Raw genomic sequence first — 11,933 nt, 5'->3', positions numbered from 1 at the left:
CGGGTGGTGCCGCCTTGTTCCGGACGGACGTGCGTCCGTTGCGCCAGCGCCTGCCTGTCTTCGGTTTGATCTCTATCTACTTAGAACAGCGCCGTCCTGGTGCCGGGCCAGCAGATCGGCCTATCCGTCCGCGTTGAGGTTCCCAGCCCCGACATAGGAAATACGTACCGGCGCGGTTCAACTGGTGAGGGTTATCTCGCCGGTCAGTGACAGGTCGGCGCCAGAGCCATCCTTTGGTGCGGCTGTCAGCTGCCAGGTGTAAGTGCCATTGGTCGCCGATTTGCCGGAGTCCGTGCGGCCGTCCCAGGCGGTCGTGAGGGCCGCAGCGCTCAGCGCCGCATCGAGCGTACGCACGACCTTGCCGGCACGGTTCCTGATCGTGACCTTGGCGCCGACGGCAGGCTTGGAGAGCTGCCACGTCGCCTGCCACGTCGGGTCGGTGGCGGACTGCAGGTCCACCGATGTCTCGACCCTCGACTCGATCTCCGCGAGCGGCGAGGTCGGCACGCCGGAATCGAAGATCTGCAGGTCCTTGGCGTCGTCCGCGAGGAAGGCGATGCCGGTGCCGAAACGGTCCACGTCGAGGTACTTCCCGGCAGCCCATTCGGGTGTCGTAGCGATGATCCTGGTGTCCCCCCCGATGGACGACACGATCAGCCGCTGGTTGTCAGTGTCGTGGGTGACGATGTAGCCGTCACCGAGCGTGCCCGAGTAGTACCCGCCCACCTGCTCCTTGGACACGCGGTCGTACACACCGTGGCCGCCCGAAATGCTCAGGTGGCAGTCCCAGGACACCCAGCGGCCGACAGCCTGCACGTCCACCGGGACGCAGTCGTCGCCGGTCTGCACCGTCTCGGTCGCACCGCTCTTCAGGTCGAGGGACGTCAGCGTGCCCGCGACGTCTCCGGCCGTCCACAGTTCCGTACCCCGCACAGCGACTCCACCGCGGCCCTTGTAGGTGCGGATCACCTTGGCGCCACCCGCCGCCTCGAGGTCGACCACGTACTGAACGTCGCTGTCCAGGCGCCCGAGGTCGCCGAAGACCACATACCGTCCGGAGGCCGAGGTCACCCAGGTGTGGTGGCCCGTCGGCAGCGCCTCACCGGTCGCCGGGTCCACCGGTGGCACGACCGTCTTCTGCCCACCGGGAGCCACCACCTCCAGGTCGTACCGGCCATCCTCGCCGATGGCAGTCAGCGCGTACCGGCCATCACCGGTACCTGTGACCGGCGCGGTGGAGAACTCCCGCTGCGCGTCCCCGGCAGCCGCCGGATCGGGCTGCGCCAGCAGGGAACGCTCTCCTGCCTCCGGTGTCCCGCCGAGTGTGATGTCCCGCTGGTACAGGGAGGGAAGGTAGTTGCTGTCCCGCTCGCTCGTCACCAACTCTCCCGCGGTCAGCGACACCCCGTCCACCGCCGCACGCTTGACGGGCACAGTCCGCAGCGTGGTCAGCCCCAGACTGCCGTCGTCGGTGGCGGTAACCTTGCGCACTGCCCAATCCTGTGCCGTGTCACCGCCGGTGACGATGACGCCGCCGCCCGGCACCTGCGCCATCTCCGCATGCGCGTGTGGCAATAGTGTCGTGGCCTCGCCGCCGGCGATCGGGACCGCCTTGAGTGGCTCGCCCAGTCGCTGGAGGAGGTCGCCGTCCTGCTGCTGCACGTCCCAGGTCGTCAGGAGCGAGTCGCCGACGAGCCCGATCCGCACGGTGCCTTCACCGCCGGTCGGCAGCGCCACCTTGGCGTCCGGGCCATCCAGCGCTTCGCGGTTCAGTACGCGCACGGTGGTGTTCCCGCCGTCGGGCGAGTACCAGGCCAGGCGCGTGTCGGAGAACACCACGCGGGCGGTGGCTCCTCCGGTCACGCCCGGCAGGATCGGACGGACGCTCGCCGACTCCAGGTCCAGCAAGCCGACACCACGAGTCCCATCGGGCTTTGCGTACCAGATTGCGACCGAGCGGGTGTCGCCGCCGAGCACGGTGTCGTACCGCTCCACCCAGCCGCTCAGCCCGGTGACGGGAGTGTCGGACAGGCCGTCGGCCGTCTTGCGCAGTATGTGCAGGCCGTTGATCTCATTGGTCTCGTTCCGGGTGGCCGTGAGCACGGCGTCGCCGAAACTTCCCTTGAAGAGCTGTCCGGCGGGCAGGGTCAGAGTTGTGCTGCTACCTGCCTTCATGTCCTTAAGCGTCACCCGGTCGGTGAAGGAGTCGCTGACGATGTCGGAGGCAGTGGCGGTGACCTGGTCCGACGGGGAGCCCGCGAAGATGGAATCCCCACCGTACGGGGTCCATTGGTACTCGCTCATCGCGGCAACTGTGGCCAGCTCGCGCCGCTCCAGTACGCCGGTGGTCCCTGCCCCGAACACAGGGTTGCCCGTCGGTTTGTACCGATCGGGCAGCGGGATCACCAGCGGTGCCGTCTCGGCGTGAGCGCTGGAGAGAGAGTGTGGCGCGACACCGGCAGTAAGGCCAAGTGCAACTGCAGCGGCGATACCACCGCGTAGGAGAGTTCGCTTGCGGCCTGATCTTGTGGCGTGAGCCACGGGCACCTCCAACAGAGTAAGTTGAGGCGGCTGTTCATCGCGGAGTGGGGGTCGTCGCGGTGCCATCCACCGGCGGGTGAAGGTAGCACGGAACGAAAAGTGAAGTCGAACACCAGATCGATTTATCCGGGCAAGTGCGAGTTCGTCACTCGGTGCCAGCAGATGAAGCCCCGCCGGCCCACACATGGCCCAAAGTGCCTGTTGGGAGGCCCGGAGCAGGGAGAAATCTGGTCCACACCTGGTCCACACACGATGATCCAAAGCGGTACGGGGCGGTTCAGGGTGAGACAGGCCCCATGACGAAGGGGTGCCCCCTGGAACGGGACACCCCTTCTGATCAGCACGTTCTCTGAACTGCTGCGGTGGGTGTGGGATTTGAACCCACGGTGACTTGCGCCACGACGGTTTTCAAGACCAACGCCTACGTCGATCCTCCAGGCACGTGACCTCGGCAGACGAGTGTCGAAGGACTTCCATGCTGGGGTGTTGGCCACAGGTTGGCCGCGCAGAGCCTCACCATGACCACTTCGTGACCGCACGCGGCCGCCGCTCAGAACAGCGTCAACTTCCCCTCCTCAGCCTCCTCGTCGAAGGGCAGGAACAGCACGCCGCCCAGTTCAACCTCCCGTTCCGACCCGTGGCACAGCACAAGATCCAGCGCCTGTTCACGGGGGCGCGGGTGCTTGTGGTCGACAATCTTCCGGGTGTCTGGGTTCACCGCGATGGAGCGGCGGCAGACGGGGCACTGCGTCCGCGGCCAGGCAGCCATAAAGCACCTCGTTTCCTGCATGGGCGTTGCTCCGACTGTCGGGGCCCGCCCTGTGCGATGGGTCCATGAGAGCGCTGGCATTCGGCACTTAGGTAGCGGAGCGACGAGGCCCGGAGACCTCCGACCAAGGACCGTTGAAGGCCGAGGACAGATGAAAGGTGCGGAACGTCCGAGGACGATCGCCTGCGTACGGCAATATTCGGCGAAGCTCGGCAGTCTTCGGTCACAGGCCCCTACGCTGGTCTGAGGGAGTGTCAGCCGCGCGACATACGCCTGACTGGCAGGCACGCCGTGAACCGTCCGGACAACGGGAGGGAGCCGTTGGCGTGTCTGAACCGTCTGAGTCGTCTGAGGTTCGCGCCATCCACACCTACGAGCGCGAACTGGCTGCTTTCGCTGACGCACTGCACGAACTACACGTAGATCGTGGCGCCCCTGCCTACCGAGAGATCGAGGCGGCTGCGAGATGCGCAGGGCGCGTGACTCTCTCCTCCTCCGCGATTTCCGAGGCTCTTGGCGGAAAGCGACTTCCGTCCATGGATTTCACACTTGAACTGGTGCGGCAGTTGGTCGACGATGATCACGGACTGCGTGAGCAGTGGCGAGCGAGATGGAAGAAGATCAAGCTTCATCAGCGCCGAGCGGCCAGTGCACGGAAGGGGAGGAAGCACCCTTCGCTGCCCAAGCCTCATGAGGGCGCTGCCGTCGCCCCTGACGACGGGCACCACCCGCCGTCGGATCTCGCTGAACATGTCTTGGCACAGGCGAGGGAAGAAGCAGACCAGATTCTTGAGGCAGCGCGAGCCGAAGCGCGAACCATCCTGGAGTCCGCACGAGAACAGGCGGATGAGATATCGCGATCGGCGAAGAAGATGCTTCTCGATGCCGGCTCCCTCGGAGGTCATTTACTCCCGGATTCTGCTCAACTGCGCGCTAGAGAGTCCCTCCGGATCCTCTTGGTGGGCCCTCCGGCAGGAGGTAAGGGTACACAGCGTGCATTTCTCAGCCGGGAGCTCGGTATTCCCTCAGTGCACCTCGGAGATTTGTACCGTAAGAACATTATTGAGGGTACAGACCTAGGTGTTAAGGTCAAGAGTTTCATTGAAGCAGGTCTACTGATCCCGGATGAGATTGTTCTGGGAATACTCAGTGAGCGACTGGCGGATCCGGACGTGCATGGCGGTTTCCTCCTCGATGGAGTACCACGCAATTTAGTCGAGGCGGAGATGATCGACGAGATACTCGCGCTGGAAGCCAAGAGGGTTGACGTCGCGTTAGATTTCGAGATTCCTCGGGAGGAGGCGTTCAAGCGTCTTGTGGGCCGCCGGATCTGCACGCGAGATAGTTCCCACGTTGCTCACCTGGCGTATGCGGCGCCCAAACGGTACGGCGTCTGCGACGTCTGCGGCGGTGACCTCGCGTTGCGAGCGGATGATTCAAGGCGTGTGATCGGACAACGCTGGGACGTTTGGAATGACGTCAGGAAACCCATTATTCAGAAATATAGGGGCGAGGGTCGACTTGTCACCATCTCCGGTCTGGGGACTATCCCAGACGTGACAGCGCGCGCAATTTCCGCCCTAGCTGAGCACTTTGGCTAACGATACGTGTGGAGCGGCTTTGTTAAGCCTGGCGGCAGGTGGAGCGAGGACGCGAGGTGATCGCAGGGCGAGGCCAGCCCAGGCACGGTTAACGGCGGCGCATCGGGGCGCAAAGTAGCTGCTGACATTAGCCGCACGATGTGGCACAGCCGTGGCACGGAGCGTAGACATCAGATTTTCAGGGTTACGCCAGTACTTAGCGCCTTCGTTGCTGCGGTCGCGATGCTCGCACGGTGCAACGGAAGGCCGCATATGCCGGGATCTAGACATTGTAAGGGTCCCTGCCGTCGGCGATCCGTTCCCCTTCCCGCATGCGCTGCTCGATTTGCTCATCCCCTTTCATATCTTTCGGCAGGATCGTGCTGACCAGAATGAAAGCATCGAGTATCTGACTGCGATGCAAATTTAGGCATTGCGAAAGGTCCACGCGAAAGAGAACAGCCTCACGGGTCTTAGCACCCCATAGGTTCGCGTCAACGAGATTGGCTTCACTCAAGTCAGAACCCTGCAAGTCTGCACCATACAGGTTCGCACCTTCTAGATTTGCACCCTCTAGGTTTGCACCGACAGCCTCCGACCATCGCAGGTTCGCCTTGTAGAGATCGGCAAATCGCAAGTCCCACAGGGCGAGGTTAGCGCGTTCGAGTTTGGCCCCTCGCAGGTCGGACCCTGCTAGATTTACTGGAGTACCTGGTCTACCTTCGGGCATCCTGGCCAGGACCGTTACCGCCGCTTGCACATCCTCGGAGACAGGCGGCTTCGACGTGGCCGCGCCGACTTCATCGTCTGCACGCGGCGGTTTTCTGATGAATGCTGCTAGCACCTCGACCACGGTATTCGCGTCTCGCTCGCTGTCATTCATGATCCGTTCAAGAGAGTAAATGCCGCCTAGGCGTTGAGTAAGGCTACTAGACCCCAGAAGCTTGATCGCCTCAACGTAGCGATCTGCGACTTGCCCTTCGCGGGCAATCTCCGCCTGCTCTCGATCCTTTCTTTGTGTATGCGCGAACTGTTCTTGCGCATGCTCGAATTGTTGTTGAGCGAGCTTCAATTGGTTTTGGGTTTGAGTGAATTGCTCTCGCGCGAGTCTATGATTTCGGCTGGTGTACCAAAGGCCGATGACCGTGATCAGTCCCGCTCCCAGGGCAACCAGCATGGTGCGGAAGCCGGTGATCACGACGCCATCGGCTGGCTGGAGGTCACGCTGCCGGAGGTGCGGCCGGTCGAAGTACCAGGGCCCTTTCCACAGGAGCCAGCCGTAGCCGCAGAGCGCGACCACCGCGAGGAGGCCGAGCAGGATGGCACCGAGGGCCTTAGGTATGCGCTTCATGACGGACATCTTGCTCTGCGCCGCGTGAAGTTGAACTCCGTTCGGGGGCAACGCGCACACCCGCCCGTGCTGGCCGATTCTCAAACGGTTGGCGTCCGCGCTCGGTGCGCCGCCGTCCGGCAGTGGGCAGCCGGGCGAGACAGAGGCAAGCCCGCGGCCGCGGCGCGCTTGTGCGGCGCCTTGAACCCGTAGAGATAGTTGTTACTCAGGCTGCGGTTCTGTGCACGTAAATGCGCTCAGCGACTCGCATCTGCGCCTTCCGGCACGAGTCGACTTGTGAAGCCTGCGCGGCCCAGCCGCTCGTACGCCGCCCTCACGTCGTCGGGCACCGTCTGGCTGATCATAAATCCGTGCTTAGGGTAGATCAGCAGCCGCTGAAGTGAGCCAACAAGCATGTCAATCACCAGGCGCGCATCCTGAATCGACTCCACGTAGTCCGCGAAAGCCATCGGTGTGGATGCGCTCACGATCTCAACTGTGGGCCACAGCTTCCGCGCCGTGGCATACGCGCGCCGTTCCTCGTACGGCTTGCTGATCAGCAGCACGGATGAGACAGCGACGTCGGTCTCTTCCAGCAGCGCGCGCGAGAAGCGGATGTTCTCGCCCGTATTGCGGGCGAGAGGCTCCACCAGCACCGCGTCAGCCGGCACGCCCAACTGCAGTGCGCGCTCTCGATAGTGGACCGCCTCGCCGCGCGGCATGCGGTCCTTCGTGGTGGGGCTGGTCGCCCCCGTGAAGACGATGAGCGGCGCCATGCCGCGCTTGAAGAGCTCCACCGTTGTGTCAGCCACGCCCAAGTCATGGCTACCAAGGCCGATTGCGACCGAGCAGGGCCGCGGCTCGTGGTGCATCTGGTGGTAGTCCCACAGAAGTTGGGCATCCGCCCACGCCTGCTCCGAGATCACTGCCGCGCCTCCTGATCGTTCGCCGAGTCCGGCACCTTGAAGTCGTACTCCCACGCGAAGCGCGATGCGGCGTGCATCCCAATGGCGAACTCAACCACCGTGCCGTCGGCTGTGAACGTCGTGCGGTGCAGCTCAACCACCCATTCCCCGGGAGTCAGTTGAAGAAGCTTTGCCTCCTCTGCCGTGGGGACGCGGGCGAAGAGTTGCTCCTTCATGTGGTCGATCTCGTACCCCGCGTCGTACAGAACGCGGAAGCCACCGCCGCGGCCGGCCGGGCCGGGCTGAGGGTCGACGATACGCGTGCCCTCGACGTGTTCGGGGCGGTAGTAGCTGGTCAGGGTGTGCGTGGGCTGGTCGCCCTCCTTCACCAGGCGGGCGCGCGCGTACACGTCGGCACCGACAGGCAGGCCGTGCGCCTCAGCGACCGCCGGCGGGGCTTCGACACGAGAGACCGTCTGCGTCTGCTCTCCACGGCGGTAGGCGCGTCCCGACGCCACCCGGTCGGCGATGAACGCCACCTCGTCGCCGTCGCGCCACTTCGCCTTGTCGTACCGCGCGATGCCGAGCCGCTTCAGTGGAGTCTGCTGCCGCACGATCGTGCCGTGGCCGCGGGACGACGCAATAAGACCTTCCGCTTCCAGCGCCTTGTAGGCCGCATGGACCGTGGACTTTGACCCCTCCCCGGCCTCGACGAGGTCCCTGATATGGGGCAACTGCTGACCGGGCGCGTACTCGCCCGACCTGATTCGCTCCGCCAGCTTGTCCGCCAGCTCCCGCCACTTCGGTGCCATACGAGCCTCCTCTCGACGCGACCAGTGAAACATAGTCCCAGGACTGTTGACAGTCCTGGGACTGCGGGTGCATTGTCTCACTAGCGGTCACGCAGTCCTAGGACTACAGCCCCTGTTGGGGCTGCTTCGCGTGCCCGCAACGCCCGGAGGGCTCCGTGAAACGGGCTCGAAGGAAGCGATAGCGCCTTGAGAACTGAACAGCGTGCCAAGGATTTGCCGTCTCTCCTGTGCCCCAAGCAGGCGGCGTGCGTGGGCTCTCGCCTGCGCAGAGGACAACGCAATCCCAACCCTTCCGCAGCGCTCCGGTGTTGCGGCCGGTTGCCTCCCTCGCCCGTCCGGCTTGCTGCCGTACGGGTGGGGCGTGGGGAGCCGGATCTACCGACTTCTACGGCGCGCGGCCCCGGTGTCCTACCACCGGGGCCGCTGTTTGGGCCGTTCCTGTCTGAGAGGAGTACGACCCATGGAGCACATCGGTGCTGTTCAGGCGGTTGTTACCGCCGCTGGTTTCGACCGCGAGCCCACGGCCGCGGAGCTGGACGCGATCGAGCACGAGATGCCCGTCATCACGGCGGAGCTCGAGTTGCTGGACGCGCAGATTACGGTGCTGGACCGGTCGCTGTCTCCGCTGGACGCGCGGCGGATCCGGCGGGCGCGCCGCCGGGTGTTGTCCGCGCGTAGGGCGCTGGTCAACCGGTCGGCTGCGAGCGCGCCGGAGGTGGCCTGATGGCCGGCACGTTCACGGCGCAGATGGCCGCCAGCTGGACGAGCGGCCGTTGGCGGCTGTACGTGGTGCTGCCCGGGCCGGTGTCGCAGTGGCCCGAGTACCACTTCGGCGGCGCTGCGGTGCCGACCGTTCAGGAGCGTTCACGGGCGTTGAACGCGCTCGGCTACGCGTTCACGGACGACACGGAGTGGGACTGGATCGAGGACATCGCGCCCGGTGACGATCCCGCGTCGCCGGTCCGGCTGATCGCCTCGATCACGGTGCGGGAGGCGGCGGAATGAACAGTGTTCAGATCCGTTCAGCCGAGCGCGCGTTGTCGGTCGGGACCTGGCTGATCGTCGCCGGGGCGATGCTCTACTCAATCCTCACCGTGACCCCGCTCATGGCGAAGCACACGCCGGATGAGTGGGACTGGACCGCGCCGATTCTGCCGCTGGTGGTGGACGCCGCGGTCGTCATCGTGGTCCGCCTCGACGCCGTGCTGGCGCGGCTGGGCGGACACGGCGGCCGGTGGCCCGTCGTCCTGCGGTGGATGACCGGCTGCATGACCCTCGCCCTCAACGTCGCCGACTCCGCACTGAGGAAAGACCTGGTCGGCGTGGCCGTGCATGCGGTCGCGCCGCTGCTGCTGATCGTCACCGCAGAGACCGGGCTCGCCTACCGGCGCGCCATCACCGCCGCCCTGACAGCGCAGGAAGCCCAGCAGCGGGCCGAGCAGATAGAGCGCGAAAAGGCTGCTGCGCAACGCCGCGAGGCGGCCGAGCAGCGGGCCCGCGAGCAGCGCGAGCATGCCACCGCGCTGGCCCGTGAACAACGCAAGCACGAAGCGGCATTGGCCCGTGAACAGACCGAACGGGAAGATGCCGCACGGCGCGAGGAACGCGAGCGGACCGAAGCCCGCGAGCGTGCCGAGCGGGAGGCTCGTGAACGCCGTGAACGCGAGCGTGAACAGCTTGAGCGCGACCGTGAACGCCGTGAACGCGAGACCGCCGAACGCCGCGAGCAGGAGCGGCGGGAGCGTGAGGAAGCGGCCCGCCGTGAACAGCGCGAGCGCGACGAGCGGGCCGAGCGTGAACGCGCCGCACTGCTCGCGGGCGGCCCCGTGAACGAGAAGCTGCCCGAGGACCACGCCCGCCGGATCGTGCACGCCGCGTTCAGCGAGGGGCTGCCGGTGCGGGCCGCGGCCGACTTGTGCGGCTGGTCGGTTGGCTGGGTCTCCACTCGCTACCAGGAGCTCCGTGAAAGCGCGGCGCCCGTTGAAGCGGTGGTCTGATGTCGCCCGCCTTCGGCAAGTGCTACGACCCGACCGGCGCCCGCTACGGGATACCGACCTATCCGTGGCGGCTGGCGCCGGACGGCTACGCAACCCGCACGCAGTTACGGGCCCGCGGGCTGCGGCCCGGCGGGCAGCCGATCGCCGCCCAGCTCATGCGCGCCAACCGGCATCGCGGCGGCGTACAGGTCGCCTACCTGTACCGGCTCGACCGGGCCAAGCCGGTGCGGCCGATGACGTCGCGTAAGTGGGGAGCGCTCGCCCTGGCGATGCTCGCCCGCCGTACCTGCCCCAGCTGCCGTTTGGACGCCGGTTACTGCATCCCGACCTCGCTCGGCATGTGCGTGACCTGCGCCTACCCCGAGGAACAACGCGCTGCCTGAATCCGCAGGGCCCGGCCCTCTCCACCACAGATCCGGCCGGGCCCCTACTCCCACAAAGGAGTGCACTCAGCATGACCGACACCACCATCACTCCGGTAGCGGCCCCCGAGGCCGCCGCACCGGACACCCCGCCCCAGCAGCCGCCCGGACCCAACCGCGCCGCGGTTGCTGCCGGCGGCTGGCCGGTCGTCCCCCTCGCCGTCACGGGCACGAACACCACCGCGTCCCTGCTGGCCGCCGCCGCGCTGGTCGGCGGACCGGCCGCCGTCGCCCTCGCCGCGACGGGGGCCGTCGTCCTCGGAGCCACGGCCGCCACGCGCAACCATCGCGACCAGCGGCGGAAGACTGGCGACCGTAGCAAGGCGGCCAACGGCGCGAGTGCCCGCCGCGCCCCGGCCGGCCGGGTGCCACAGCAGCGTCCCACCTTGAGCAAGACCAGCACTGCCCAGCGCACGGGCGGGAAGCCCGGCGGTGCGCTGGGCGGCCGGGGCAAGACCAGCCGCGGTGCTTCCGGTTCGGCAGCATCCGGCAAGCCCGCGGCGAGCGGCCGCAAGACCCGGACCGCTTCCATCGGCGCCGGTCCGGCCGGGGGAAAGACCCGCGGCCGGACGGGGCAGGTCAAGGCACTACGGGAAGCACAGCGGCAGGCGTCGCCGTCGCGGGCCACGCGCCGCACGGAGACGAGCGGTGCACGCCGTTCAGTCGCCGATGCACGCCGCGCGGCCAAGTCCCAGGCCCGGACCGCCTCCCTGGCTCGCAAGGGACCGATAGGCCGCACCGCGGCGAAGGGGCTGGGCAAGGCGGGCAAGGCCCGCAGCAGTGCCGTTGACCGGGCGCGGGCGGTGCGTGACCAGCGGGCCGCCGGGCAGGTCGGGCAGCAGCGCGCGGCGGTACGCAAGGCACCCGCCCGCAAGAAGGCGCGTAAGGCCCTGTGGCGGTCCGCCGCCCGATTCCAGCAGCGCCGACTGCTCGCCGCGCTGCTCGCCGGGGCCCTCGGCATCGTCGGGATGCTCACCACCCCGCTCGGCCGGAAGCTCGGCTGGGCCTGGCTGATGTATCCCGGCCGCCGCCTCTACGCCCGCCTCACGCGCACCGCGGAAGAGCAGCGAGACCAGCGGGACGACGCGATCCGCGCCGCCCTGCAGGACGAGGAAGCCGCCGCCGATGCCGAGGCGGCCGACGACAGCACCGAGCAGGTCGGCGGCACGGCGGAACGCCCGTCCGGACCGACGCCGGCAGCACCCACCACGACCACGAGTGAGGGAGAAAACGTGTCCGGTTTCCGATTCGAGGACCACGCGGCGGAGATGGAATCCGCCGCCAACAGCTACGACCCCGACAACGCCATGGAAATCCTCGCCATGGTCGAAGGGCTCCCGGCCGCGCTCACGAGCGTGGCGAACACGATGCGGATCCTCGCGGAGCGCTCCGACTCGGAGTTCCCGCTGGAGAAGGAAGTCGCGGACGGCTTCAACGACATCTTCGGCGCGGTCATGTCGGCTGTCGCGGTCGCCGAGGACATGGGCCCGCTGTTCCGGCAGGCCCACGAGCAGGACATCGCCCGCCACGAGGACCCGCGCAACGGGCCCGAGGCCGAGAAGGGATGGAACGTCTAA

The 11,933-nt window shown here is 66.7% G+C and carries 11 protein-coding genes and 1 tRNA gene; 6 read left to right on the top strand and 6 right to left on the bottom strand.

The genetic code is table 11. The features are described 5' to 3' along the window. Positions 1 to 177 precede the first annotated feature (177 nt). The 3 genes from ACWDO5_RS06595 to ACWDO5_RS06585 all read right to left on the bottom strand — a co-directional run bounded on the left by ACWDO5_RS06595 (position 178) and on the right by ACWDO5_RS06585 (position 3,310). On the bottom strand, positions 178 to 2,304 hold the full coding sequence (locus tag ACWDO5_RS06595) for a FlgD immunoglobulin-like domain containing protein (protein WP_450528942.1): 2,127 nt from the start codon (positions 2,302 to 2,304) through the stop codon (positions 178 to 180). Between the two features lie 600 nt (positions 2,305 to 2,904). Further along, positions 2,905 to 2,995 (bottom strand) — tRNA-Ser (locus tag ACWDO5_RS06590). Positions 2,996 to 3,091: 96 nt separating this feature from the next. Then, positions 3,092 to 3,310 (bottom strand): hypothetical protein, encoded by a 219-nt coding sequence (locus ACWDO5_RS06585; RefSeq protein WP_450528940.1) that lies wholly within the window; start codon positions 3,308 to 3,310, stop codon positions 3,092 to 3,094. 536 nt (positions 3,311 to 3,846) lie between these two features. Here ACWDO5_RS06585 and ACWDO5_RS06580 point away from each other — a divergent pair. Continuing rightward, positions 3,847 to 4,911, top strand: coding sequence for a nucleoside monophosphate kinase (locus ACWDO5_RS06580; protein ID WP_450528939.1), 1,065 nt, complete (start codon positions 3,847 to 3,849; stop codon positions 4,909 to 4,911). Positions 4,912 to 5,173: 262 nt separating this feature from the next. Here the strand turns inward: ACWDO5_RS06580 and ACWDO5_RS06575 are convergent, their stop codons facing one another. The 3 genes from ACWDO5_RS06575 to ACWDO5_RS06565 all read right to left on the bottom strand — a co-directional run bounded on the left by ACWDO5_RS06575 (position 5,174) and on the right by ACWDO5_RS06565 (position 7,937). Then, on the bottom strand, positions 5,174 to 6,241 hold the full coding sequence (locus tag ACWDO5_RS06575; protein WP_450528937.1) for a pentapeptide repeat-containing protein: 1,068 nt from the start codon (positions 6,239 to 6,241) through the stop codon (positions 5,174 to 5,176). A 236-nt stretch (positions 6,242 to 6,477) separates the two neighbouring features. Continuing rightward, the gene (locus ACWDO5_RS06570; RefSeq protein WP_450528936.1) at positions 6,478 to 7,146 is read right to left on the bottom strand and encodes a YdcF family protein; all 669 of its coding nucleotides are present in this window, start codon (positions 7,144 to 7,146) and stop codon (positions 6,478 to 6,480) included. Further along, positions 7,143 to 7,937: a GntR family transcriptional regulator gene (locus ACWDO5_RS06565; protein ID WP_450528934.1), complete on the bottom strand. Its 795-nt coding sequence runs from the start codon at positions 7,935 to 7,937 to the stop codon at positions 7,143 to 7,145. The genes ACWDO5_RS06570 and ACWDO5_RS06565 overlap by 4 nt, the downstream gene beginning before the upstream one ends. A 460-nt stretch (positions 7,938 to 8,397) precedes the next feature. On the opposite strand from ACWDO5_RS06565, the gene ACWDO5_RS06560 reads away from it, so the two are divergent. The 5 genes from ACWDO5_RS06560 to ACWDO5_RS06540 all read left to right on the top strand — a co-directional run bounded on the left by ACWDO5_RS06560 (position 8,398) and on the right by ACWDO5_RS06540 (position 11,933). Next, entirely contained in the window at positions 8,398 to 8,661 is a 264-nt protein-coding gene (locus ACWDO5_RS06560) for a DUF6284 family protein (RefSeq protein WP_450528932.1), read from the top strand. Next, positions 8,661 to 8,942, top strand: a complete 282-nt coding sequence (locus tag ACWDO5_RS06555) for a DUF6303 family protein (protein ID WP_450528931.1) — start codon at positions 8,661 to 8,663, stop codon at positions 8,940 to 8,942. The genes ACWDO5_RS06560 and ACWDO5_RS06555 overlap by 1 nt, the downstream gene beginning before the upstream one ends. Next, positions 8,939 to 9,934 carry a DUF2637 domain-containing protein gene (locus tag ACWDO5_RS06550; protein ID WP_450528929.1) on the top strand — a complete coding sequence of 332 codons (996 nt, stop codon included), beginning with the start codon at positions 8,939 to 8,941 and terminating at the stop codon, positions 9,932 to 9,934. The genes ACWDO5_RS06555 and ACWDO5_RS06550 overlap by 4 nt, the downstream gene beginning before the upstream one ends. Beyond that, a complete protein-coding gene (locus ACWDO5_RS06545) occupies positions 9,934 to 10,317 on the top strand; it encodes an RRQRL motif-containing zinc-binding protein (protein ID WP_450528927.1) in 384 nt (127 codons plus the stop codon). Before ACWDO5_RS06550 ends, ACWDO5_RS06545 begins: the two co-directional genes overlap by 1 nt. Before the next feature lie 71 nt (positions 10,318 to 10,388). After that, a complete protein-coding gene (locus tag ACWDO5_RS06540; protein ID WP_450528925.1) occupies positions 10,389 to 11,933 on the top strand; it encodes a hypothetical protein in 1,545 nt (514 codons plus the stop codon).

The sequence above is a fragment of the Streptomyces sp. NPDC000880 genome (genome assembly GCF_053599675.1).
This window is presented reverse-complemented; position numbering and strand designations above follow the sequence as displayed.